Annotated in this window: 27 protein-coding genes; 17 read left to right on the top strand and 10 right to left on the bottom strand. The window is 38.3% G+C overall.

The features are described 5' to 3' along the window. Positions 1-261 precede the first annotated feature (261 nt). From tmk to pabC, 3 genes are read right to left on the bottom strand one after another with little or no spacing between them, the layout of a single operon-like run. Positions 262-861, bottom strand: coding sequence for a dTMP kinase (gene tmk, locus ACQ7EO_RS06410; protein ID WP_004823143.1), 600 nt, complete (start codon positions 859-861; stop codon positions 262-264). A gap of 9 nt (positions 862-870) precedes the next feature. Beyond that, on the bottom strand, positions 871-1,932 hold the full coding sequence (gene mltG / locus ACQ7EO_RS06405; RefSeq protein WP_434279161.1) for an endolytic transglycosylase MltG: 1,062 nt from the start codon (positions 1,930-1,932) through the stop codon (positions 871-873). After that, positions 1,925-2,746 carry an aminodeoxychorismate lyase gene (gene pabC, locus ACQ7EO_RS06400; RefSeq protein ID WP_434279160.1) on the bottom strand — a complete coding sequence of 274 codons (822 nt, stop codon included), beginning with the start codon at positions 2,744-2,746 and terminating at the stop codon, positions 1,925-1,927. Before pabC ends, mltG begins: the two co-directional genes overlap by 8 nt. A gap of 163 nt (positions 2,747-2,909) precedes the next feature. Here pabC and ACQ7EO_RS06395 point away from each other — a divergent pair, with 163 nt between their 5' ends. The 7 genes from ACQ7EO_RS06395 to ACQ7EO_RS06365 all read left to right on the top strand — a co-directional run bounded on the left by ACQ7EO_RS06395 (position 2,910) and on the right by ACQ7EO_RS06365 (position 9,903). Continuing rightward, on the top strand, positions 2,910-3,920 hold the full coding sequence (locus ACQ7EO_RS06395; RefSeq protein ID WP_004823146.1) for a sulfate ABC transporter substrate-binding protein: 1,011 nt from the start codon (positions 2,910-2,912) through the stop codon (positions 3,918-3,920). Between the two features lie 43 nt (positions 3,921-3,963). Beyond that, complete coding sequence (locus tag ACQ7EO_RS06390; protein WP_303576270.1) at positions 3,964-4,569, top strand: RBBP9/YdeN family alpha/beta hydrolase; 606 nt, start codon at positions 3,964-3,966, stop codon at positions 4,567-4,569. Between the two features lie 80 nt (positions 4,570-4,649). Beyond that, the gene (gene cysT / locus ACQ7EO_RS06385; protein WP_004717179.1) at positions 4,650-5,483 is read left to right on the top strand and encodes a sulfate ABC transporter permease subunit CysT; all 834 of its coding nucleotides are present in this window, start codon (positions 4,650-4,652) and stop codon (positions 5,481-5,483) included. Next, entirely contained in the window at positions 5,480-6,376 is an 897-nt protein-coding gene (cysW, locus tag ACQ7EO_RS06380; protein ID WP_004717181.1) for a sulfate ABC transporter permease subunit CysW, read from the top strand. Before cysT ends, cysW begins: the two co-directional genes overlap by 4 nt. Before the next feature lie 10 nt (positions 6,377-6,386). Continuing rightward, positions 6,387-7,448 (top strand): sulfate/molybdate ABC transporter ATP-binding protein, encoded by a 1,062-nt coding sequence (locus ACQ7EO_RS06375; RefSeq protein WP_004823148.1) that lies wholly within the window; start codon positions 6,387-6,389, stop codon positions 7,446-7,448. A gap of 54 nt (positions 7,449-7,502) precedes the next feature. After that, a complete protein-coding gene (locus ACQ7EO_RS06370) occupies positions 7,503-8,432 on the top strand; it encodes a CysB family HTH-type transcriptional regulator (protein ID WP_004717184.1) in 930 nt (309 codons plus the stop codon). 253 nt (positions 8,433-8,685) lie between these two features. Then, complete coding sequence (locus tag ACQ7EO_RS06365) at positions 8,686-9,903, top strand: OmpP1/FadL family transporter (RefSeq protein ID WP_434279159.1); 1,218 nt, start codon at positions 8,686-8,688, stop codon at positions 9,901-9,903. A gap of 88 nt (positions 9,904-9,991) precedes the next feature. Here the strand turns inward: ACQ7EO_RS06365 and carO are convergent, their stop codons facing one another. Continuing rightward, positions 9,992-10,735: an ornithine uptake porin CarO gene (gene carO / locus ACQ7EO_RS06360; protein WP_034612559.1), complete on the bottom strand. Its 744-nt coding sequence runs from the start codon at positions 10,733-10,735 to the stop codon at positions 9,992-9,994. Positions 10,736-11,039: 304 nt separating this feature from the next. On the opposite strand from carO, the gene dapD reads away from it, so the two are divergent. The 6 genes from dapD (at position 11,040) to ACQ7EO_RS06330 (ending at position 15,042) form a co-directional block, all read left to right on the top strand. Further along, positions 11,040-11,861: a 2,3,4,5-tetrahydropyridine-2,6-dicarboxylate N-succinyltransferase gene (dapD, locus tag ACQ7EO_RS06355; protein WP_034612558.1), complete on the top strand. Its 822-nt coding sequence runs from the start codon at positions 11,040-11,042 to the stop codon at positions 11,859-11,861. Positions 11,862-11,970: 109 nt separating this feature from the next. Continuing rightward, positions 11,971-12,681, top strand: a complete 711-nt coding sequence (gene queE / locus ACQ7EO_RS06350; RefSeq protein ID WP_004717192.1) for a 7-carboxy-7-deazaguanine synthase QueE — start codon at positions 11,971-11,973, stop codon at positions 12,679-12,681. Positions 12,682-12,717: 36 nt separating this feature from the next. Further along, positions 12,718-13,389 (top strand): 7-cyano-7-deazaguanine synthase QueC, encoded by a 672-nt coding sequence (gene queC, locus ACQ7EO_RS06345; protein WP_004717194.1) that lies wholly within the window; start codon positions 12,718-12,720, stop codon positions 13,387-13,389. 13 nt (positions 13,390-13,402) lie between these two features. Further along, a complete protein-coding gene (locus ACQ7EO_RS06340) occupies positions 13,403-13,813 on the top strand; it encodes a hypothetical protein (protein ID WP_004717195.1) in 411 nt (136 codons plus the stop codon). Positions 13,814-13,878: 65 nt separating this feature from the next. Continuing rightward, positions 13,879-14,571: a diphthine--ammonia ligase gene (locus ACQ7EO_RS06335; RefSeq protein ID WP_434279158.1), complete on the top strand. Its 693-nt coding sequence runs from the start codon at positions 13,879-13,881 to the stop codon at positions 14,569-14,571. Between the two features lie 9 nt (positions 14,572-14,580). Beyond that, positions 14,581-15,042 carry a peroxiredoxin gene (locus ACQ7EO_RS06330; RefSeq protein WP_004823156.1) on the top strand — a complete coding sequence of 154 codons (462 nt, stop codon included), beginning with the start codon at positions 14,581-14,583 and terminating at the stop codon, positions 15,040-15,042. A gap of 155 nt (positions 15,043-15,197) precedes the next feature. On the opposite strand, the gene ACQ7EO_RS06325 is transcribed toward ACQ7EO_RS06330, so the two are convergent. Continuing rightward, complete coding sequence (locus ACQ7EO_RS06325) at positions 15,198-15,797, bottom strand: LysE/ArgO family amino acid transporter (protein ID WP_434279157.1); 600 nt, start codon at positions 15,795-15,797, stop codon at positions 15,198-15,200. Between the two features lie 180 nt (positions 15,798-15,977). Here ACQ7EO_RS06325 and ACQ7EO_RS06320 point away from each other — a divergent pair, with 180 nt between their 5' ends. Further along, a complete protein-coding gene (locus ACQ7EO_RS06320) occupies positions 15,978-16,868 on the top strand; it encodes a LysR family transcriptional regulator ArgP (RefSeq protein ID WP_034612550.1) in 891 nt (296 codons plus the stop codon). 210 nt (positions 16,869-17,078) lie between these two features. On the opposite strand, the gene gstA is transcribed toward ACQ7EO_RS06320, so the two are convergent. Beyond that, positions 17,079-17,684, bottom strand: coding sequence for a glutathione transferase GstA (gene gstA / locus ACQ7EO_RS06315; RefSeq protein ID WP_434279156.1), 606 nt, complete (start codon positions 17,682-17,684; stop codon positions 17,079-17,081). Positions 17,685-17,781: 97 nt separating this feature from the next. Between gstA and ACQ7EO_RS06310 the strand changes: the two genes are divergently transcribed. Continuing rightward, positions 17,782-18,693 (top strand): LysR family transcriptional regulator, encoded by a 912-nt coding sequence (locus ACQ7EO_RS06310; RefSeq protein ID WP_434279155.1) that lies wholly within the window; start codon positions 17,782-17,784, stop codon positions 18,691-18,693. 75 nt (positions 18,694-18,768) lie between these two features. Here ACQ7EO_RS06310 and ACQ7EO_RS06305 read toward each other — a convergent pair whose 3' ends face one another. Beyond that, positions 18,769-19,332, bottom strand: a complete 564-nt coding sequence (locus tag ACQ7EO_RS06305; RefSeq protein ID WP_434279154.1) for a YceI family protein — start codon at positions 19,330-19,332, stop codon at positions 18,769-18,771. A 61-nt stretch (positions 19,333-19,393) separates the two neighbouring features. Continuing rightward, entirely contained in the window at positions 19,394-19,960 is a 567-nt protein-coding gene (locus ACQ7EO_RS06300; RefSeq protein WP_034612542.1) for a nicotinate-nicotinamide nucleotide adenylyltransferase, read from the bottom strand. Positions 19,961-20,061: 101 nt separating this feature from the next. Here ACQ7EO_RS06300 and ACQ7EO_RS06295 point away from each other — a divergent pair, with 101 nt between their 5' ends. Further along, complete coding sequence (locus ACQ7EO_RS06295; RefSeq protein ID WP_004717217.1) at positions 20,062-20,862, top strand: enoyl-CoA hydratase; 801 nt, start codon at positions 20,062-20,064, stop codon at positions 20,860-20,862. A gap of 98 nt (positions 20,863-20,960) precedes the next feature. Further along, on the top strand, positions 20,961-21,719 hold the full coding sequence (locus ACQ7EO_RS06290; protein ID WP_004717220.1) for a nitroreductase family protein: 759 nt from the start codon (positions 20,961-20,963) through the stop codon (positions 21,717-21,719). 56 nt (positions 21,720-21,775) lie between these two features. On the opposite strand, the gene ACQ7EO_RS06285 is transcribed toward ACQ7EO_RS06290, so the two are convergent. Together ACQ7EO_RS06285 and gyrA are read right to left on the bottom strand one after the other, a co-directional pair. Next, a complete protein-coding gene (locus ACQ7EO_RS06285) occupies positions 21,776-22,090 on the bottom strand; it encodes a hypothetical protein (protein WP_004823167.1) in 315 nt (104 codons plus the stop codon). Positions 22,091-22,284: 194 nt separating this feature from the next. Then, entirely contained in the window at positions 22,285-25,308 is a 3,024-nt protein-coding gene (gene gyrA, locus ACQ7EO_RS06280; protein ID WP_034612537.1) for a DNA gyrase subunit A, read from the bottom strand. Between the last annotated feature and the right edge of the window lie 42 nt (positions 25,309-25,350).

Below are 25,350 nucleotides of genomic sequence, written 5' to 3'. Positions count from 1 at the left end.
CTTAAGTCCCCCGCTGCGCCTTGCGCTGCAAACAAAGCAGTGCTTTGTTCTTGCTCAGGGTTGTGACTAAAATTATCTCAGTCTGCGTTATGAAACTCGAAAATAGTCTCGCTATTCTCATTCATGCTTTACGACGTATACGTCTCATGCTCAATTTTAGCCTCCAACGCAAGCCATTTATGAAATGCCAACAGCCCCTTTATCGTTCAAATCAATAGAATAAATTGCTCAATTTCACTTATTTAGAGGATTGATTGGCGCTTATTTTAAATAACTCAACGCCTCAGCAAATACTTGCTCTGGTGCTTGAGTCGCATCTAAGCGTTTCATTCGTTGAGAATCACGCAAATGAATTTCAGAAAACCCACTGCGTACCGATTCAAAAAACACCACTTTTTCTTGTTCAAAGCGGTCTAATGCACCGCGTGCGCGGGCACGGTTCATTCCCAATTCAATTGGCGCATCCAACCAAAAAGTAATATCTGGCATTTTAGAAACAAAATTTTCATTGAGCAGTTGTAACTTATCTCGACTTAACCCGCGACCTGCACATTGATAAGCAAAACTTGAATCGACAAAACGGTCACAGAGTACAATCTTGCCCTCAGCCAAGGCAGGTAAAATCACAGCTTCCAAATGTTGTGCTCGTGCTGCATACATCAGCAATAACTCCGTGTCATTACTCATCTGTTCTTCATGATTGACCGACAGCAATAATGAACGGATTTGTTCAGCTAAAGGCGTACCACCAGGCTCACGTGTTAAAACAACCTGTTGACCTTGTTGTTGAAAGTAATCAAATAACTTTTGAATGAGCGTGGTTTTTCCTACACCTTCAGTACCTTCAAAACTTATAAACATGCTCATTCCTTAATTCTTAGACCGCATAACTTGAATATATTCTTGCACTGCACGATTATGATCATTCAGATTGGCTGTAAATTTGTGCCCACCATTACCTGTGGCAACAAAGTAAATGTTTTCAGAGTTATCTGGATGCACCGTCGCTTCAATGGCTTTTTTGCTTGGTAAAGCAATCGGTGTTGGCGGTAAACCATTGATCGTATATGTATTATAAGCACTCGGAGTACGTAAATCCTGCTTTGAAATCTTACCCGTATATTTATCACCCATCCCATAAATCACGGTAGGATCGGTTTGTAAACGCATGCCCAGTTTTAAACGACGATAGAACACACCTGAAACCTGACGTAACTCGCTGTCTACACTGGTTTCTTTTTCAATAATCGAGGCCATGATTAAGGCTTCATATTTATTTTTATAAGGTAAGTCTGGCGCGCGTTTTTCCCAAGCTTCATCTAAAATTTTCATTTGACGTTGGTATAGGTCAGTCAAGATTTGCTTATCCGTTGCACCTTTATCAAAGAAATAAGTATCAGGCGCAAATAAACCTTCTGGGTGATCATAAGGAATATTTAATGCTTTCAGCATTTCACCACTCGGAAGCTGAATCACCGATTTTTCAACCAATGGATCTTTTTTCAATGACTGAATTAATTGCTTCGCTGTCGTCCCTTCTATCACCAAAAGTCGACTCATCTGTGCATTTTCAATATTAGAAACCATTTCTAATACTTGGCGTACATTCATACCTTTAGTGACTTCATACACACCAGCTTTCATGGTGTCATGAATGAAAATTTTCCGATAAAGCTTAAGAATGATTGGAAAACTAACCTTATCGTCCTTGGCCAATTGATCAATAAAACCGGTATAGGTTTCACCATTTGAAATAGACAGCTTTTGTTTTTGACCCGTCACTGGATACGCTTTAAAAATACTCATTTTTAAAATGATTGCAATCATGATCAAAAAAATAACCAGAACGATCGCAATGCCTTTATAGATGTTATTGCTCACTTGGGCTTGAGTTTTCTTTTTAGATTTTGGCTTAGGTTTGGTTTTAGGCATGAGAATTAAACTGACTTAAATTTAAAGTATGAAATAACTCAACACAGGATTGAGTGTCTAGATGTTGATGACTCAACGTTTCGACCACTTTCATTGGACTGAGAGCATTGCAAAAGAACAGGCTTTGAAAATGTCGAATTTCATCCATATCGATAAAACGCTGTTCACAGGTGACACCATAATGTTGCATCCGTGACAAAATTTCGGCACGCATCACACCATGTACGCCATTATAACGAAGTTCAGGCGTAATCCATCTATTGTTTATCCGAATAAAACAATTACTGCTCACACCTTCAACAACTGAACCTTGTACATCTGTGACTAATGCTTCTAACCAGCCTTTTGCTTGAGCTTCTTTTTTCAGTAACACTTGTTCTAAACGGTTTAAGGTTTTTAAACCAACCAAATTTGGCATCAATAAACCAATTGCTTGATCCAATACACCACTGTGAATTAATTCCGGCTGGAAGCACGCGGTTGTTTTTGGATAATAAACCACATAAAGATCGGCCTCATGTTCAGGCATTGCATAGCCACGATCGCCATCGCCTCGACTAATGATGATCTTCAATGTACCGTTTAATATTCCATTTTTTTGTCTTAAACATTGTAGCGTCTGATCCAACAACTCAAAATTCACATCTAAAAATAAACGTTCAGCCGCCAACTTCAATCGAGCACGATGTAAAAGTTCCAACTCCATAACATCTTGATGTAATCGAACTGTGCTAAAACAACCATCTCCATAATGAAATGCTCGATCTAAAAGTGAAATAGAATCAACAAATTGAGCATTTTTAAAACAGATCATTAAGCAATTTCCTATGGCTTTGCACGAATACTATAAGCAATATCAGCATTTTCTTTTTCTCTTTTATTCATATAAAATTCGTTTTTTATTATTTTTTATGGATAAAGACTAGCGTTATCCTCACTCCATCTTACCGAACTTCAGAATTAAATGGGGCAAAAAAATGCAGTTCTCTAAACTTAAATTTGCTGTGGCAGCAGTACTGATTTCAACCACATCTTTCAGCGTTGCGGCAAAAGATTTTTTAAATGTATCTTATGATCCAACACGAGAATTGTACGATAACTTTAACAAACAATTTGCAACGTTTTGGAAATCTAAAACGGGTCAAGACATCCAGTTTAAACAATCACATGGTGGCTCTGGTAAACAAGCGCGTGCGGTTATTGATGGTTTGCAAGCAGATGTTGTAACTTTAGCATTGGCCGCAGATATTGACGCAATTGCGCAAAATACAAATTTATTGCCAAAAGACTGGCAAAAGAAATTCCCACAAAATTCTACACCGTACACATCAACAATCGTTTTCCTCGTCCGTAAAGGTAACCCGAAAGGCATCAAAGACTGGGGCGATTTGGTAAAACCAGGTGTAGAAATTGTAACACCAAACCCTAAAACTTCAGGTGGTGCACGCTGGAACTACTTAGCAGCATGGGCTTGGGCAAAACACAAATATGGTTCAGACGCGAAAGCACAAGAGTTTGTACGTCAAATTTATAAACAAACTAAAGTACTTGATTCTGGTGCACGTGGTTCTACGACGACATTTGCAGAACGTGGCATTGGTGATGTGTTATTGGCTTGGGAAAATGAAGCGTATTTATCTACACGTGAACAACCAGGTAAATTTGAAATCATTACCCCATCATTGTCGATCTTGGCAGAACCACCTGTCGCAATTGTTGAAAAGAATGCTGAAAAAGACGGTAACTTAAACTTAGCGAAAGCATATTTAAACTATCTGTATTCACCTGCTGGTCAAGACATTGCAGCGAAAAACTTCTACCGTCCGCGTAATGCAGCAATCTTGCAAAAGTATGCGACAACATTCAAACCGTTAAAATTGGTCACAATTGATAAAGAGTTTGGTGGCTGGACTAAAGTTCAAAAGCAACATTTTGAAAACAATGGTGTTTTTGATCAAATCGTCAAAGCCAATGCAAGTAGCAAATAACTGTTTAAAATAAACTTAAGTGAAAGGAAACAGGAGCATAGACATGATTCATACAATTATTGTTCCAGGCGTTGGTGGTAGTGATTACGATCACTGGCAGTCTAAATTACAACGTGAACTCATGTCTTGCTCGCGCGTACAACAACAAGATTGGAACTTACCTATTCTTAAAGATTGGATTGCCCAATTTGTTGCGACTGTCGTCAATGCTACACAACCTGTTCAAATTGTTGCACATAGTTTCGGATGTTTAACCACGGTTGCTGCTTTGGCGCAGCACCCTGAAATCGCAACTAAAGTAAGAAAAATTATTTTAGTTGCACCAGCTAATCCAGCACGTTTTGGTGAGGCTGGTTTTGCTCGAAACAGTATCGGTGACTATGAAGCTTATTTTCACGAATTGAAAATAACGGTCCCTGCTGAAATGATTATTTCTGAAAATGATCCTTGGTTAAATTTTGAAGATGCACAGAAGCTTGCGAAAGCGTGGAAAATTAGACCCCGAAATTTAGGTCAGGTTGGACATATCAATGTTGCATCAGGCTTTGGACACTTTCCTGAAATTTATGATCATTTAATTTTTAATCAGCAAAATTTCTTTATCAGTAATGCTGATGACAACAAGTTGTTATTTAAATTTGCAATTTAATTATTGCCTTTTAAGCTTGCAAAATCGTTTTAAATTTGCTTATTGATTTCAATAAGCTTTCTCTCTTTTGAGGAGTCATCATGTCGCAGCGATCCCGAGTGCTGCCAGGTTTTGGTCTTTCACTAGGCTTCACCCTAGCGTATCTATCATTAATCGTACTGATACCACTGTCTGCCGTATTCATAAAATCATTAGGCGTAGGTTGGGATGGTTTATGGGAAATCTTGAGCTCTGAACGTATTTTAAAATCATTACAGCTCAGTTTTACCACCGCCCTGATTGCAGCTTTGATCAATGTCATTTTCGGCTTTTTATTGGCTTGGTGCTTAGTCCGTTATTCATTTCCTGGTAAACGTATAGTAGATGCATTGGTGGACTTACCCTTTGCATTACCTACAGCGGTCGCAGGTATTGCGTTAACTTCGTTATATGCCTCAACAGGTTGGATTGGTCATTTGCTTGAGCCTTTAGGGATTAAAATTGCCTATACCTCACTGGGTATTACGCTTGCTTTAATTTTTATTGGTATTCCTTTTGTGGTTCGTACAGTACAGCCAGTTTTAAGTGATCTTGAAACTGAGCTAGAAGAAGCCGCTTCTGCATTGGGTGCAAATCGTTTTCAGATCGTGACAAGAATCATTTTACCGATTTTGTTTCCGGCCTTACTGACTGGCTTTGCATTGGCATTTGCTCGCGGTGTGGGTGAATATGGTTCGGTCATCTTTATTGCAGGCAATATTCCTTACGAAACTGAAATTGCTCCGTTAATGATCATTACCCGTCTTGAAGAATATGATTATGCAGGTGCGACGACAATTGCAGTGGTGATGCTGGTGATTTCTTTCTTTATCTTGTTCCTAATTAACTTGGTACAAGCTTGGGCAAGTCGCCGTACTGGGAGAACCGCACGATGAGCTTAAATACCAACAGCAATGCTTTGGCTGAAAAACTGCAATCTCGTGATGCGACACGTGAACCTGCCTGGGTACGTAATACCCTACTGATTATTGGTCTGATTTTCTTTTTAGGCTGCTTAATTCTACCGTTGGTGCTTATTTTTGTTGAAGCATTTAAACAAGGGATTCAAGTCTACTTTGCCTCACTGGTTGACCCTTATACCCTGTCTGCGGTCAAACTCACATTATTGACTGCTGCCATTGCAGTACCTTTAAATGTGATCTTTGGTGTTACAGCAGCATGGTGTGTTGCCAAGTTTAATTTCCGTGGAAAATCATTCTTAACCACCATTATTGATACGCCATTTTCAGTCTCACCCGTCATTGCAGGTTTAATGCTGGTTTTGATCTTTGGCTCACAAGGTTGGATTGGATCATGGTTAATTGAACATGATATTAAAATCCTCTATGCGACACCGGCCATTATCCTCGCAACTGTATTTATTACTGTTCCTTTTGTTGCACGTGAATTAATTCCATTGATGGAAGCACAAGGAACAGAAGAAGAAGAAGCTGCAATTGTGCTGGGTGCTTCGGGTTGGCAAACCTTTTGGAAAATTACCATTCCAAATATTAAATGGGGTCTCATTTATGGCGTGATTTTGTGTAATGCACGTGCCATGGGTGAATTCGGTGCAGTATCTGTGGTTTCAGGTCATATTCGTGGCGAAACCAATACCTTACCGTTGCATATTGAAATTTTATATAACGAACCAAATTCGATTAGTGCTGCTTTTGCCGTCTCAACATTGTTAGCATTTTTGGCCATCATTACCCTAATTTTAAAAACATGGGTTGAATATCGCCAAGAAAAACAAGATCGCGAAAGTAAAGAATCAACTGTTTCTTAAGGAATTGCACATGAGTATTCAAGTTAAAAATATTGAAAAAAACTTCGGTGCATTCCATGCACTTAAAAACATATCGCTAGATTTTCCAGAAGGTCAATTGGTTGCCCTGCTTGGTCCTTCTGGCTGTGGTAAAACCACATTACTGCGTATTATTGCTGGTTTGGAATCAACGGATAGAGGACAAGTCATCCTTGAAGGTACAGATGCAACCAATATTCACGTGCGTGAACGTCAAGTTGGTTTTGTATTTCAGCATTACGCACTGTTCCGTCATATGACTGTTTATGACAATGTTGCATTTGGTTTACGTGTTCGTCCAAAGGCGACTCGACCAAATGAAACTGAAATCAAAAAACGTGTTACCCGTTTATTGGATTTGGTACAACTTGGTTTCTTGGCAGATCGTTATCCAGCGCAATTGTCTGGTGGTCAGCGCCAACGTATTGCATTGGCTCGTGCCTTGGCTGTTGAACCACGTGTATTGCTCTTAGATGAACCGTTTGGCGCCTTGGATGCCAAAGTGCGTAAAGAATTACGTCGTTGGTTACGGACTTTACATGATGAATTACATATCACTTCAATCTTTGTAACCCATGACCAAGAAGAAGCCTTAGAAGTTGCTGATCAAATCGTGGTGATGAACAAAGGTGATATTGAACAGATTGGTTCACCGCGTGAAGTTTATGAAAAGCCTGCAACCCCGTTTGTATTTGACTTTTTAGGTCAAGCAAACCGTTTTGAAGGTGAAAACCATCAAGGCATCATTCAAATTGGTGAAGATCGCATCCAACTGCCTACGGCGACACAAACCGCAAATGGTAAAGTGATTGCCTTTGCTCGCCCAAATGAATTGAAAATTCACACGCAACCGACTGAAAATACAATTCAAGCAACCTTCTTACGTGAGTTGTGGATTGCGGGTAAAGTCATGGCAGAGTTACAAGATCGTCAAGGACAACTGATTGAAATTGCTTTAAATCCTGATGAAGCAAAATTACATCAATATCGACCAAATCAAACAGTTTGGGTAAGTGCATCTACACTTCACCTATTTGAAAATCAAGTCGCGTAATCGACGACAGGATGAATATTACCCTATTCATCCACATTTGAGGTATCGAACATCATGAACTTTCAACAATTACGAATTATCCGAGAAACAGTTCGTCAAAATTATAACTTAACCGAAGCATCTGCTGCACTTTATACTTCGCAATCTGGTGTCAGTAAGCATATTAAAGATTTAGAAGATGAATTGGGTGTACAGCTGTTTGTTCGTAAAGGCAAACGGTTATTAGGTTTGACAGAACCTGGTCAAGCGCTGTTGAGTATTGTTGAACGCATGCTTATTGATGCTGACAATATTAAACGTCTTGCCGATGATTTTAATAAAGTTGATGAAGGTACGCTTACAATCGCAACAACACATACACAAGCACGTTATGTGTTACCACCGATTGTCAATTTATTTAAAAAAGCATTTCCCAAAGTTCATTTGATATTGCAACAAGCCAGTCCTGTTGAAATCTCTGAAATGTTATTGCTTGGTTTGGCTGATATCGGTATTGCAACTGAATCTCTAACCACTGAAGATAATTTGGGCAGTGTATCTTTCTATAACTGGAAACACAGTATCATTACGCCACAAGATCACCCACTGACTAAGCTGAATCCTAAAGAGATTACCTTGGAAAAATTGGCTGAATTTCCAATTATCACTTACCATGGTGGTTTTACAGGACGTTCTAAAATTGATAAAGCGTTTGAAGATGCCAATTTAGATGTAGATATCGTCATGTCAGCACTGGATGCCGATGTGATCAAAACTTATGTTGAACTGGGAATGGGTGTCGGTATTGTCAATGATGTTGCTTATGACACAGAACGCGATAAACGTCTAAAACAAATCGATACTGATATTTTTGGTTTAAATACAACATGGATTGCGGTTCGTAAAGGCCATTTACTTCGTGGCTATGGCTATGAGTTTATTTCACTCTGCTCACCAGAAGCTGATATCAAAGCATTGAAAAAAATCGCCTATCCTGATGATTAAACTTTGAGATAAATGATTAAAAAAGAAATGAAGTCATCAAGGAATAAATCGTCAATAAATAAACCATCAAATAGTCATGATGATCAAAGATAGAGAGCTACGGCTCTCTTTTTTATCATTTAAAAATTAAACACAAACTCTTAAGAATAATTAATCTATTTGATTTTATTTAATATTTTATTATAAGCATGGCTTTTTAGTATAAAATTTAGGCTTATCTTTATCACTGATCAATTTATTTCGGGGGGAATGAATGAATTCTATTGCTTGGGGCTTAACCCTTGGAAGTTTTGTTCCTCTTTTTAGCCATGCCGCAGGTATGGAGAAATCTGACCAGTCTATCCTTGCTTTTTTAGAACCGAATCATTATGTAGAATTGTCTTATGCAGAGCTCTATGCAGATGTTTCAGGGCAACTCCCTCAACATGAGCAATTCAAACAACTCGGCGTTGAAGATTTTTCAACAGGCAACCTTGTCAACAATTACCACTTTGTCAATGCTGCTGCAAAACTGCAAATTGCTCCACAACTTTCATTTGGACTGATTTATGATCAGCCTTATGGTGTTGATCTTAGTTATGAATATCGCCCACAGAGCTTTGCTGGAAAGCAACTTTTAGAGTCGGGTCAATTTAATTTTAAAAGTCAAAATCTTTCGATGCTATTGGGTTATCAACCTAGTGCGAATTGGAATATATATGCTGGTGGCATTTATCAACAGTTCGAAGGTGAACTCAAAGTCTTTGGAGCAAACTATTCAGCGATGAGTGGCTATCATGCACAGCTAAAACAAAGTTCAGGTCATGGTTGGCTCGCAGGTTTAAGCTATCAAATTCCAGAGTATGCAGTAAAAACTGCGATTACCTATCGTTCCAAGATCAATCATCAATCTGCAATCACTGAGGATGTTTCAGCGCAAGCTTTAAGTATTATTCCTTTTGCTAAAACACAAATCACCACGCCTCAATCCGTCAATCTGGATCTTCAGACAGGTTTAACACCATCGAATATTCTTTATGGCAATTTGAGGTGGGTCAATTGGAAAGATTTTGAAATTCAACCTAGACAATTTGGTGCAGTGATTAAGATTGCTGCTGAACAATACCCTGAACTGATCAAACCTTTTAATCTAATTGATTACAACAAGGATCAATGGTCTGCAAAGCTTGGGCTTGCACATGTATTTTCACAACAATGGCTTGCCACTACAGATATTTCATGGGACTCAGGCAATGCTAATCCCGCTGGAACCTTAAATCCTTCTGATGGCTTTTATGCTTTAGGCTTGGGTGCTTTATATAACATCAATCCCCAGAGCTTTATTTCTTATGGAGTTAAATATTTTAAATTCAATAAAGCAAAAGTTAGCAACTTAGATGCCAATACTTCAATTGTCCAAAACTCAACGTTATCTGAAGTGGGCCATAATGATGCTTTTGCACATGGAATTCGAGTGGGCTATCGCTTTTGATTCATCTAAAAATTCAGCTATCAAAAATACCAAGTTCAAAATAAAAAACGAGCCGGAGCTCGTTTTTTATTACATGATCAACAATAAATTACCAGTGGTAGCTTACGCCCACTTTACCAACTGGTAACCATTTATATTTGTCATCATTTGAAATTTTATTTTCTTCACCACGGATAGCATCACTTAATCGATCGCCATTACCGTTGACTTGGTCTGTACCACTCACTTGTTGCAGTGAAACAGTAGGATTACCAGTATAGTATGCACCTACTTCACCAAATACACCGAAGTTCTTGTTGATTTTTGGAGCAAAACCAAAACCTACATATGGTGCAAATTGGTTATCGTATTTTTGCTTACCTTTTATCTGAACATCTGATGTAGCATTAAAGTCAGTATTATTCACAGAGAAATTACGACCCTGAGAAATACGACGCTCTAAACCATATTCATTATCTACGTAGCCTACACCAGTAGCAACATATAGACCTTGTGCCCAAACATTTTGGCTTGCACCCCAAGGACGAATCTCAGCATTTAAATACGCTAATTTGTTGTCCATGTCTAAGTCATACTTAGATCCATTGATTTTTAAATCATCAGACCAAGAAATATCACCACCGTTATAACCCAATGCTAAACCAACATAAGGGTTAGCAGTCCAAAGTAAAGCACCACCGTAACCAGTTGTACCCACTTCAAGACGAGCGCCTGTAGGGATTAATTGGTTTGCTTCAAATGCATAACCTTGGTCAACAACAGACCCATCAGCCATTGCTAAACCAGAAGCAGATAATGCAGCTGTAACAGCCAATAATTTTAACACTTTCATTTATGTCTCCTCAAAAAATAGAGTTTGTTCTTTAATCATTAATGTGTTGGACTCGAAACGATCATATGTGATTCGTTCTTCACAATTAATAGGGAAATTGATTACTTTTTGTTATTTTTTGATACAATTGGATATTAATTGTTGTTTTTAAAAGGAATAAAATAAATAAAAACTTAACAATTCACTTATTTGGTTGTTTTATTTTAAATTATAAGATTAGTTTTTTCGATTGAAACTAGATTTTATATCTAATCTGAGTCGAATTTGGTGTAGAATCTTTTAAAATTTTTTGGGAAGGAAGATCATGTCTCAGCTTTCAACGATCATTGAACAAGCGTTTGAAAACCGTGCCAACTTTACAGCAGTAGATTGTCCTGCTGAAGTACGTCAAGCTGTTGAAGAAGCCATTGCTGGCTTAGATAACGGTACACTTCGTGTAGCTGAAAAAATTGACGGTGAATGGATTGTTCACCAATGGTTGAAAAAAGCTGTTTTATTGTCTTTTAAATTAAACGATAACAAGCCAATTGAATCATGTGATCTTCGTTTCTATGACAAAGTAGAGACTAAATTTACCGGTTGGACTGAAGAACAATTTAAAGCTGCTGGTGTACGTGTTGTACCACCTGCTGTTGCACGTAAAGGTTCTTTCCAAGCGAAAAATGTTGTATTGATGCCTTCTTATGTAAACATTGGTGCTTATGTAGATGAAGGCACAATGGTTGATACATGGGCGACTGTAGGTTCATGTGCGCAAATCGGTAAAAATGTTCACCTTTCAGGTGGTGTAGGTATTGGTGGTGTGCTTGAACCGCTTCAAGCAAATCCAACAATCATCGAAGATAACTGCTTTATTGGTGCACGTTCTGAAATCGTTGAAGGCGTGATTGTTGAAGAAGGCTCAGTCATTTCAATGGGCGTATTCATTGGTCAATCGACTAAGATTTTTGACCGTGAGACAGGTGAAATCCATTATGGTCGTGTACCAGCTGGATCTGTCGTTGTTTCAGGCAGCCTACCGTCTAAATGTGGTACATATAGTTTATATGCTGCAATTATTGTCAAGAAAGTTGATGCTAAAACGCGTGCTAAAACAAGCTTGAACGAATTGCTTCGCGAAGACTAATTTATATTCCCTCGTGGAATTTTAGTTATCTAGCGTAGCAATCGCTTCTCATCTCTACGGTCAATCGTGATCGTAGAGATTTTTCATTTTGTAATCTGTGGTAAATTTCATGAATTCTCTTCGTTCTTCGACTATTCCTGTTTCTGATCCGTCTGCGGGGCTGCGTATCACGGAGATTTTTTATTCATTGCAAGGTGAAGCCAACACTGCGGGTTTACCGACTGTTTTTATTCGTTTAACAGGTTGCCCATTACGCTGTACCTATTGCGATACCACCTATTCTTTTGAAGGTGGCGAACGCCAATCGCTTGACCAAATAATTCAAACAACATTAGATTATAAAACGCCTTATATCTGTGTCACAGGTGGCGAACCGCTCGCTCAGCCCAATGCCTTACCCTTAATGCAACGTTTGGCAGATTTAGGTTGTGAAGTTTCTTTAGAAACCAGCGGCGCTTTAGATGTCTCTAAAGTCGACCCACGTGTTTCAAAAGTTTTAGATTTAAAAACTCCAACTTCGGGTGAGGTTGCACGAAATTTACTCAGCAACCTCGATCATTTAACTCAACATGATCAAATCAAATTTGTGATTTGTAATCGTGAAGACTATGAGTGGTCTAAACAGCAAGTTGAACAATACGCTTTAGCGCAAAAAGTTAGCACAGTATGGTTTTCTCCTGCTTTTGCAGTGGAAAAAGGTGCGGCACGTTTGCCTCAGCTTGCACGCGATTTAGCACAATGGATTTTAGAAGACCATCTCCCTGTTCGCTTCCAGTTGCAATTACATAAATTGCTTTGGAACGATGAAACTGGTCGTTAAATTTATCGTCAATTATTAATATTTGGAGAGTTGGATATGCGCCCTCGTGCCGTAGTCTTATTATCTGGTGGCTTAGACTCAACGACGTGTTTGGCTTGGGCTCAAGCAAACTATGACTGTATTGCCCTAAGTTTTATGTATGGTCAACGCTCTACCACTGAACTCGATGCAGCCCGCGCTTTAACGCAACGCGCAGGTGTAGAACATCGTGTGATTAATATCGATTTAGGTAATTTAGGCGGTTCAGCGCTTACAGACCTTAACATTGATGTTCCTGATCATGAAACAGATGGTATTCCTGTAACTTATGTTCCAGCACGTAACACCATTTTCTTGTCTTATGCACTTGCAGCAGCAGAAGTTTTTGATGCTCAAGCAATCGTGATTGGTATCAATGCTGTTGATTATTCAGGATATCCTGACTGCCGCCCAGAGTTTATCGAGGCCTTTGCCAACATGGCTCGTCTTGCAACGAAAGTCGGTGTAGAAGGAAAACCTCTTAAATTTGAAACACCTCTGTTACATTTATCCAAAGCGAATATAATACGCTTAGGCATCGAACATGGCGTAGACTATAGTCAAACGGTTTCATGCTATCAAGCAGATGACCAAGGACGTGCTTGTGGCAAATGTGATAGCTGCCGACTTCGTAAAGAAGGTTTTAAGGATGCAGGTATTGCAGACCCAACACGTTATATACCGCAATAACAAGGTACTGTTTATGAAAAATTTAAAATCAAGTCTTATTCTTTCTGCTTTATTTTCAGCTTCGGCTTTAATGGGATCTACGGCTTTTGCTGCTGAATCAAATGCAGTTCAACAAGCCTATAAGAGTGCAAATGTTAAATCTGCACTTATTGGCGTGTGTAAAACAGAAACAGCTAAAGGTGGTAAATTAACTTCTGCTGAAGTAAGTAAATACTGTAGCTGTGCTGTTGAATCTGATGGTAAGTTAACCAACGATCAAAAATGGCAAATTCAGAGTGCCATTAACCAAAAGAAAAGCCCAGCAACACTTGCTTTCGTTCAAAAAAATAACCAAGACCTTCAAACATGTTTTGGTCCTCAGTTAACAGGTAAATTAAAAACCTTAACTGAAGAAGCAATGAAAGCAGCACAAGCGAAGAAATAATTTCTTCTTGTTGCAAAGAGCCTGCCCATGCAGGCTCTTTTTACAATTGGATGATACAAAACCATATGCAGGACCAATGGAATACTGTGATACAGCAACAAAAATTTGTTGCTTCATATAGTGGCGGGAAAGATAGTAGCCTAGCTTTATATCACGCTTTGCAAAGTGGGCAAGCTGTAGCTCTCATTGTCATGCTAGAAGAACATGGACAAAGATCTCGTTCTCATGCCATGCCGCTTGATATCATTGATGCCCAAGCAGAGCGGATTGGTTTACCTATACTTAAAGCATCAGCCACGTGGAATGACTATGAACATCAATTTGTAAATCTCCTCAATCAAACCAAACAACTGGGTGCAGAAGCACTTGTTACTGGTGATATTGATCTGATTGGACATGCGCAATGGAACCAATCTGTCTGTGAACAAAGCCAATTGCAGTTATGTATGCCATTATGGCAAAAACCTCGGCTTGACATTGTGGGTGAATTTATTCAACTGGGTTTTGTCAGCATCATTGTGACGATTAATTTAAACCTCGGTATGCGGGTTGAAGATTTGGGTAGAGTTTTAACAACAGATTTTGTGGATGAATTAATCGAACGTGGGATTGATCCATGTGGTGAAGCGGGTGAATTTCATACCACGCTGATCGATGGTCCAATTTTTAAAAAGCCGCTTTTACTAAATAAAGGTGATATTCTCTATCATGAAAATTATGCCTTTTTAGCACTTGAACTTAAACACAACAGCATTTAAGGACAAACAATGACTGAACAAATACAACTTCCGAATCAGAAATTCCCAACGACGACGGGTGAAATCAACCTCACTGAGCTCTCTACAGATTGGTTAGTTTTATATTTTTATCCAAAAGATTCTACACCTGGCTGTACCACTCAAGCGGTTGGTTTCTCTTGTATAAAAGATCAATTTGACGCTTTAAATACCACCATCATTGGTGTATCTCGTGACTCTGTAAAAGCACATCAAAACTTTACGGAGAAGCAAGCATTGACCATTAATCTGATCAGTGACAAAGAAGAAGTTTTATGTAAACACTTTGATGTGATTAAAGAAAAAAATATGTATGGTAAACAAGTGATGGGGATTGAGCGCTCAACATTTATTTATCATCAAGGCAAACTGGTTAAAGAGTATCGTAAAGTTAAAGCGGCTGGACATGCTGAACAAGTTTTAGAAGACTTAAAAGCACTACAAAAAGCTTAACTGCAAAAGTCCCTACTCGCTCTAAAGTTAACATGACTTTAAACGTGTCAGGGACTTTAAATCTTCTTATTGAGAACATACTCAAGCCCGATATAGATTGTTCCCTCTTTCCGCATTAAAAAAATCATTACGCTGACTTGATCCAACAATGCCAATCAAAGCAGCAAAGAGATTGCAATTCCCCACATAACCAATGCAATAATAAAATCTAATATTTGCCATGCGCGTTGATCTTGAAAAGCCGGGAGTAAAAAGCGTGCACCAAAACCTAAGCTAAAGAAGAATAACCACGATGCTGTTACTGCACCAATCGCAAAATAAAGTGCGGTAGTTTCAAACTTTGTCGATATAGAACCAATTAAAACCACTGTATCCAAATAAACATGTGGATTAAGCCAAGTTAAAGCTAAACAAATCAGAAGCATTTTCATCAGCTTGGATTCATTTTTTTCACTCGGTTTTAAACCTGTCGATGTTCTAAAAGCTTGTAGAAAATGTTGCGCCCCATAGACCAATAAAAACGTTGCTCCAAAATATTTTGCCCAATCGACAAACTCTGGATGCGTTTGAATGACTTTTGAAAATCCAAGTACACCCAATAAAATTAAAATCGAGTCAGATGCGGCACAAACAACACAGACCCAAAATACATGTTGCTTTTTTAAACCTTGTTTGAGTACAAAAGCATTTTGAGCGCCAATTGCAATAATCAAGCTAAACCCAACAGCCAACCCCTGCATATAACTTTGCAACATTTTAAAACTACACTTTTAAAGTTTTGAATGGACTGTGCTATTATCCAAACTTATCTCTTTAAATGAGTATTTCTAAATAAATATCATCTTAGCTAAGTTTTTTTTAGTTACTTATGATGTGGCATTTTTAAAATAACTTATATCTTTATATAAAAAACGCCCATTTTTTTGAGGATCAGCATGTTACAAAGTAAGCATAGTGAAGCATTTCTAGCGGTTGCCGAAACAGGTAGCTTTGAACAAGCTGCTATTCGTTTGAATATCACAGCATCAGCGGTAACGCTACGTTTACAAACTTTGGAAAAACAACTTGGGCAAGTGCTGATCATTCGAGAAAGACCATGTAAAGTTACTCAAGCAGGTCAGGAAGTGTTACTTTTCCTGCAACATCATCGCTTAATGGAACAAAATTTAATTCAGAATCTTCAAGGACAAAGTTCACAATCACAATTTTTTAAATTAAATATCGCCACTAATGCCGATTCATTGGTGACGTGGCTATTACCCACAATTCAACACACCTTACTCACAGAAAAAATTGTTATAGACTTAAAAATTGATGATCAAACCCAAACCCACCACCTTCTTGAAGCGGGATTGGTCAATGCCTGTATCTCGACCGAATCAAAACCTATGAAAGGCTGTGAGGCGATTCATTTAGGTACAATGAGCTATAGGATGGTTGCTACACCGAATTTTATTCACACTTACTTTCAGCATGGTATTCAACGTGAAACGTTACGGCATATCCCAGCTGTTATTTTTAATGATAAAGACCATGTACATGCCGAAGTTTTACAACACGTTTTTGGTTTGATGCCAAGCAGCTATCCATGCCACTTTATTCCTTCTGCAACATCTTTTGTAGATGCGATTTTGCTCGATTTGGGTTATGGCATGGTACCTAAAATGCAAATTCAAAAAGAATTAGCAACAGGACAATTGCTTGAAATCATGCCCAAAGCAAGAACCGATTTACATCTATATTGGCATCATTGGAAACAACAATCTAAGCAACTGGAAAAGCTCACATTAGATTTAATTCGCAATACTCAGTCTATTCTGGATTAAGCTTTATAGAAGCTATGACTCGTCCTAAATTAAAGTATCTTATTTTAATGCGTATAGCGAAAAAACTTTTAGAATAACCCAGTCACGATTTTCGCTATAAAGCAGTGTTAAAACATCATAGAAATACTTTGCTTCAATCACATACTTCAAGCTTAGTGCTGCCGTAGTTTTACTCAGTATTTATAAAACATACGGCATTGGATGTTTTTCCTAAAGAAGACCTTCAGCTTGCATGGTTTTTTGTACAGATGGATGTTGTTGCATTTGCTCCATAAAAACTTGTAAAGATTTCAAATGACTTAAGTCCAAATTGATCAATGTTGCCCAACGAGTCACAACAAATAAGTAAATCTCTGCAATGGTAAATCCTTGCCCCAACAGATTTTCTGAATCATGAATTTGCTCGTCGACCCATGTATATTGTTTTAATAATTTCTCTTTAAAAATATTTTTACTCGTATCATCAAACCCTTTTTGAAAAAATGGTGCATACGATTTATGTAATTCCGAACTAATGTAGTTCATCCACTCCAATACTTTATAGCGCTTTAAATCACCAAATGTAGGTAATAAATCACTACGTTTAGCAGTCTCAGCCAAATACTGGCTAATGATCGCACCCTCACTCAAATGCAAGCCATCATCACTGATTAAAAATGGCACTTGACCTTTCGGGTTAATTTTCAAAAAATCCTGACCCTGCTCCGTCTGGTGATTTTTAAAAGAAACTTTCACTAAATTAAAATCTTGGTTAATTTCTTGTAATACGATATGAGGGGCAAGTGAACATGCACCCGCTGTGTAAAAAAGTTGCATCTGCTTATTCCTTAAGTGGCTTTAACTTCATGCTATTCTTAACATCATGAACAATAAATACTCATAATATCAATTCAGTTATTACATGGTGTATATAATGAACACAACATTCAAACGAACAATGTTGAGTAGTGTTGAAATATTTTGTCTCGTTGCTGAACAACGAAGTTTTTCCAAGGCTGCCTATCAAGCTGGTTTGACACCCGCAGCGGTAAGTCGATCCATTGCTCGTTTAGAAGGTCGCTTAGGGATTCAACTGTTTAATCGAACAACACGCAATGTTCGTTTAACCCAAGCGGGTGAGGAATATTTTTTAGAATGTCAGCAGGCACTCAAACAAATTGCTGAAGTCGAATTAAGATTAAAAAATAAATCAGCTCAACCTTCTGGAACAATCAGGATGAGTTTACCAACACCTTTTGGTCACTTTAGAGTTCTACCTCTGTTACCTCAATTTCAGCAGCTTTACCCTGAAATTAACTTGGATATACAGCTCACCAATAAAAATGTAGATTTCATTACAGAAGGTTTTGATCTTGCTATTCGGGGGCGTAATGTGCCTGAATCCAATTTAATCGCTCGTTGTTTAGAAAAAGCCGACTTACTGATTGTCGCCTCTCCTGAATACTTAAAGAAACATGGCACACCTACTGAGATTGCCGATTTACAACATCATCAATGTATTCAATTTATATTACCCAGCACAGGAAAAGAAGTGCCTTGGTCTATGCTCATTGAAAATGAAGTTGTAGAGATTCAAACGCGAGGACACTTGAATTGCAGTGAAGATATTTTAGCCACCATTACCTTAGCTCAACATGGTGGTGGCCTATTGCAAACCTGTCGTTTTATTATTGAAAATGATTTAAAACAAGGAAAGCTGGTCGAAGTCCTACAACAATATTCAGGTACTCAACGGCAATTTTCCCTGCTTTATCCTAAGAATAAATATGAACAACGACACATCCGCTTATTCATTGATTTTTTAATTCAACATCTAAAATATTAGACTAAAAAAACAGGCCCGAAATAACGATGAGATTAGAAAATAACGTACCCTGATCCTTTCTATCTCTGCTGTTTTCTATTGTGCTTTCCACTGCCCAGACACTTGGATATTCACTTTTTCTCCAACGCCACCCACAGCTTTTTTCATTCCGAAATCACTACGCTTTATGACTGTAGTAGAGCTAAAATCCAGCAATTTTGGATTATTTAGATTGGGTTTAATTGTCGCATTAAAAGTTACAGGCTTAGTCACATTACGCAAGGTTAAATTACCTGAAATTAGATACTTATTATTAGCAAGCGGTTTAAATGCGGTACTTTTAAAAGAAGCGGAAGGATATTTAGCAGCATAGAATAAGTCTTCACCCATAATCATATTTTTCAAGGAAGATTTATTAATACTTAGGCTATTTACATCCATCACAAATTCAGTAGATGCATTTTGCGGAACAGTGGTATCAAAATTAAGGGAAGAATTAACACGCTTAAATTGCCCTTTGACGATGTTCATACCTAATGAGTCGATATGAAATCCAACATCACTATTGGGTGTCAATGTCCAAGACGCGGCATAGCTTGAAATCGAAATAACGAAGCTCCCCAATAAAGCTCCGTTTATAGCGACTGATTTAAACTGCATGCAATACTCCTTCATATTCTATATATTTCTATTCAGTGTATTGCAATGCTCACAAAAAACATTAAAGATTTGATTTGTCTTGCGTTTGGTATTTGTACTTTAATTGTTGGTAAATTTCCGTTTTCTGAAACTTCTCTAAAAACTCAGCTGTGCCCAAAGGAAATTCGACCTGATAAATTTCACCACGATAATACGCTTCACGTAACGGGGTCGCAGAGATAGAGCCAACTAAACTATCCAATTCAACCATTTGCCATTCTGGAAATAGTTTTAAGTAATAAGATGAATCATCTTTAAAGTGACCAATTAAACCAATCTTATCGGTCTCTAGAACAGTAGCATTAACTAAGGACTTAACCAGCTCTACCCATTTAGTATCATTATAAACATCAATAACATGTACAAATTTGATTCGTTTTTGATCCGCTTCAGAAAAATTAGACAAAATCATTTGTTCCCGTTCTGATGCCAGAAAAGGATTTTTAGTATTCCGTTCATTTTGCGCAGAACCCAAGGCCAAAATTACATATTGGCTTTGTTGTAATGCAATTTTAATAGTTTGCATATGCGCGAGATGAAAGGGCTGAAAACGTCCAATATAAACAAGATAATCAAATTTATAAGTCATAAAAGTAATTTTTTATGAACTCATCAGTTGCAACAGAATTTCAAATATGCGACATAATGAGGGCATAAAATCCAATTAAATTTTAAAGCAAGGATAGTACGATGACACTTAGTTGTATTCAACAGCCACATCAACATTTAAACGCAAATTTAGAGAATGGTGTACTGACTTTAGCAATTAATCGACCAGAAGCAAAAAATGCACTGTATGGTGAATTGTATCTATGGATTGCAAAAGCCTTAGATGAAGCTGATCAAGATCGTGATGTTCGTGTGGTGATCTTACGTGGTGCAGACGCTGACTTTAGTGCGGGTAATGATATGAAAGACTTTATGGCTTTCATTCAACAACCACTTGAAGGTAAAGAAGGTGATGGTCCTCCATTTGTATTATTAAAATCTGCTGCACGTTTATCTAAACCATTGATCTGTGCAGTCCGTGGTGTGGCGATTGGGATCGGAGTAACAGTACTTTTACATGCTGACCTCGTTTATGCAGACAATACTGCCCTATTCCAAATCCCATTTGTCAGCTTAGGACTTTCTCCTGAGGGTGCTTCAAGCAAACTCTTAATTCAACAAGCGGGATATCATAAAGCGGCTGAATTACTGTTAACTGCACAAAAATTCAACAGTGAAAAAGCACTCAATGCTGGCTTAATCAATAGTATTGAAGACGATGTATATGGTCACGCTTTGCATCAAGCACAAACCCTTGCAGCACTTCCATTGGCTTCAATCAAACAAACCAAAGCGTTAATGAAGCATAATCTTGAAGAGATTATTCAATGCGTGGATGATGAAGCGGTGATCTTTATGCAACGCGTTAAATCACCTGAAATGGCTGAAGCCGTTGCCGCATTTATGCAAAAGCGTAAGCCAAACTTCTCGCAATTTAATTAATTGAGTGAATCTGAGCAAAGCCACTGCATGACTAATATTCAGTGGCTTTGCTCATTTTGAATCCAATAAAACTGTTCATTTAATTATGGGTAAAGATCATGTCACAAGATACAACGACCAAGAAGCGCTATTACGAACCCGCTCCACAAGATATCGATATTGAAAATTTCCGTAAAGTCATAGAAAGTCGTCGCTCAGTCCGTAAATACACTGAAAAGCAAATTCCTGCCGATGTTTTAGATGCTTGTTTAGATTTGGCTTTATTGGCACCAAACTCATCAAATCTACAGCCTTGGACGTTCTATGTGGTTCAGTCTCAAGCGAAAAAGAAACAATTAGTCAAAGCTTGTTTAAGCCAATTATCAGCAAAAACAGCTGCAGAACTGATTGTATGTGTGGCACGTATTGACCGTATTGATGAAATGGCAAAAAACAATTTAACCCATTTCCCGATGCCTGAAGCGCCAAGAGCGGTAAAACAATATTATAAATTTATCGCATATAACTATAAAACAGGTTATCTGAATGCTTTAGGTAACTTTAAAAAAGTGGCTTTCAAAGTTGCACGCACTTTAGATAAACAACTTCCTGTTACTGCGTTTAACCCAGCTGATGCAAAGCTTTGGGCCAGTAAAACGACAGCCTTGGCTTGTGAAAACTTGGTTTTGGCTTTACGCGCTTATGGTTTTGACAGTTGCATGATGGAAGGTTTTGATGAACCCTTAGTTCGCAAGATCCTTAATCTAGGTGATAAAGAATTTCCAGTCATGGTGATTAGTGCCGGTGAACGTGCTGAAGATGGCGTATTCTTCCCACAATACCGTTTTGATCGTGATTTGTTTATTCAAAAAGTTTAATTTTAGCTTATAAATTCCCCCTCTCTATTCAGAAGAGGGTTGAGATTTTTAAACTATTATTCAATATCAATCATTTGAATAAACTCAAAAGCAGGTTCTTCATAAGGATGACTTGCTTTTAAAGCGATTGCCACTTGTTTGGCCTTGTGTTCAGGAACGATGGTTTCCACTCGCCATTCAGGCAATTGCTCTAAATGATCTAACTCACCAATAAAAGGCTTTGCACCGCTTAGGGGTTTAAATTGCCCTGTTCCTAACACTTGCCAAGCGCAATGTTCATAATCACCAATACCACCCGCTCCTGCTTGAAAAATTGCAAGTTTGGTAGCTTCAAGGTGTGATTCTGGAACATAGTAGATCAATTTAAGCATATTATTTTATATTCAAAAACTCGATTATAGCTTTGTTCATATTTACTTTTACTTATTTTTTATTTGGTTTCGTTAGAAAAAAACTGTGTTTAGTTAGCTTAATTGATAAGATTTAATCAGAACTTTAGATTTTATAAGCTTGATCAGAATACAAAAAAAAGAGCGCCTAAGCGCTCTTCTTATTTCTCTAAAAATTACTCGTCAGATTCAGTACTATCAGACTCAGTTTCACCTTCATCCATAACAGTTTCATCATCAACTAATTTTTCAGAATCAATTAAATTCTCTGAATCTAAAGCAGTCTCGCCTTCGATCGCGTCTAACTGATCGATAATCTCATCATCAGCTTCGACAGCTTCAACTGCAACCACACCAACCAAGACTTCTTCATTACCTAAGCGGATCAAACGGACACCTTGGGCATTACGACCAGTTCGCGCTACTTCAGAAGCACGGGTACGAACCAGTGTTCCACCATCAGAAATCAACATCAATTCTTTAGATTCATCGATGGCAACAGCGCCCACTAACTCACCATTACGTTCAGATGTTTTAATGGCAATAACACCTTTACCACCACGTTTTTTAGTTGGGAAGTCATCTACTGGTGTACGTTTACCATAACCATTTGCAGAAGCACATAACACTTCGCCAGTTTCTGGTACAACAACTAACGAAACGATTCGGCTAACCACATTGGTATTTGAATCTGCAGTATCTTCATCATCTGAATCTACATCAACTTCAACATCTTCTTCTGTTTGTGCCGCAGCCAATGCCACACGCATACCACGAACACCTTTCGCAGTACGACCCATCACACGAGCATCAGTTTCAGAGAAACGAATTGCTTTACCTTCATTTGAGAACAACATGATTTGCTGTTCACCATCAGTAATTGCAACACCAATTAAAGTATCTTCTTCTTTCAACTCAATGGCACGTAAACCATTTGAACGAACATTACCAAACTGCTCTAATTCAACACGTTTTACTGTACCTGATGCTGTTGCCATAAATACATAGAAGTTTTTACGTACACTTTCTACACGTTCAGCAAATTCAGCAATTAATTCATCATCAAGATCAGAAGCAGAAAGCTCAATACCAATTTCTTTGAGTTGCTTACGTAAAGCATCTGATAAGTCATCTGGATTTTCACCAAGCTCTGCAAACGCAGCTTTTAGTGCTTCGTAATGTGAGTCGATAATTGTGTTTTCACGCAGTTGAGCAACGTTGGCACGGACAAAAGTTCTAAACTCAGTTAAACGCTCAGTAAATTTCTTCGGAGCATCAATTACAGGAAGAATCGCTGTAATGGTCTCTTCTGCATCCAGTGGTAATAAGTTCACCATTGGGCGGCCTTTTGCACCGCGTGACGCTTGAGGTACTTCAAATACTCTTAAGCGATAAACTTTACCTACATTGGTAAAGCACAATACAGTTGCATGGTTCGATGTCACGATTAAATGTTGAATATAATCATCTTCTTTCATCGAAGTTGCAGATTTACCACGTCCACCACGGCGCTGTGCAGCATAATCAGACAATGGTTGAGTTTTTGCATAACCTGTTTTTGAAACAGTTAAAACAACTTGCTCTTCTGGAATCAAATCTTCACGAGAGAAATCAATACGTGATTCAACAATGTCCGTTTTACGTGCATCGCCATATTGTTGAAGAACCAATGCAAGCTCTTCACGAATCACATTCATCAAAAGATTGAAGTCATTTAAAATTGCTGTAAGTTCAGCAATTTGAGCTAAAATTTCAGAATATTCAGCTTGTAACTTATCTTGTTCAAGACCGGTTAAACGATGTAAACGTAATTCTAAAATTGCACCAACCTGAGCTGGAGATAAACGATAAAGCTGACCATCCAAACCAAATGGACGACTTGGATCTTCACCTTCAATCTCATCTGGACGAACTGAAATTGCACCCGCTTTTTCTAGCAATGCAACAACATTTCCACCCGCCCATTCGCCAGCAAGTAAACGCTCACGTGCTTCAGCTGGATTCGCAGAAGTCTTAATGGTTTCGATGATTTCATCAATATTGGCTAAAGCAACAGTCAAACCTTCTAAGATATGACCACGCTCACGCGCTTTACGTAATTCAAACATGGTACGGCGTGTCACCACTTCTTGACGGTGACGAATAAATGCCGCAATGATGTCTTTTAAATTCATCAGTTTAGGTTGACCATTGTCTAGGCAAACCATGTTGATACTGAATGAATTTTCAAGTTGAGTATTTAAAAATAAGTTATTGACAATAACTTCAGCGTTTTCGCCACGCTTTAAGTCAATTGCAATACGCATCCCATCTTTATCAGATTCGTCTCGAAGTTCTGAAATACCTTCAAGTTTTTTCTCTTTGACCAATTCAGCAATACGTTCAATGGTTCTTGCTTTATTGACCTGATAAGGAATTTCAGTGAAAACAATCGTCGTACGACCAGTTTTTTGGTCTTCTTCAAAATGGTATTTACCACGAATATGTAAACGACCTTTACCTGTACGGTAAGCATCTACAATTCCTGATTTACCATAGATAATGCCGCCTGTAGGGAAATCTGGACCAGAAATATATTCCATCAATCCTTCAATTGAGATGTTCGGATTATTTGCATAAGCCAAACATGCATTAACTACTTCTGTCATGTTGTGTGGCGCCATGTTGGTCGCCATACCGACAGCAATACCTGTCACACCATTGATCAATAAGTTAGGAATACGTGTTGGCATAACCTGAGGAATACGCTCAGAGCCATCGTAGTTATCTTCCCACTCGACTGTATCTTTTTCTAAGTCAGCCAACATTTCATGGGTGAGCTTACGCATACGGACTTCGGTATAACGCATTGCTGCTGCGCTGTCACCATCGACAGAACCAAAGTTACCCTGACCATCAACCAATTGATAACGTAGGCTAAAATCTTGAGCCATACGAACAATTGTTTCATAAACAGCTGAATCACCATGTGGGTGATATTTACCGATTACGTCACCAACAACACGTGCAGATTTTTTATAGGCTTTGTTATAGTCGTTGCCTAACTCGTGCATAGCGAACAGCACACGACGATGAACAGGTTTTAAACCATCTCTCACGTCTGGTAATGCACGAGATACAATAACACTCATGGCATAATCGAGATATGAGCTTTTTAGTTCATCCTCAATGGCAATCGGTCTAATTTCCGATACGCTCATGCATACTCCTTATTACAAACAGTGCAAGCAGCAACTGCTCAT

Source organism: Acinetobacter sp. CE-15 (genome assembly GCF_051059255.1).
GTDB lineage: Bacteria > Pseudomonadota > Gammaproteobacteria > Pseudomonadales > Moraxellaceae > Acinetobacter > Acinetobacter guillouiae.
The sequence above is the reverse complement of the archived record's forward strand: the minus strand, read 5'-3'. Positions and strand labels throughout refer to the sequence as shown.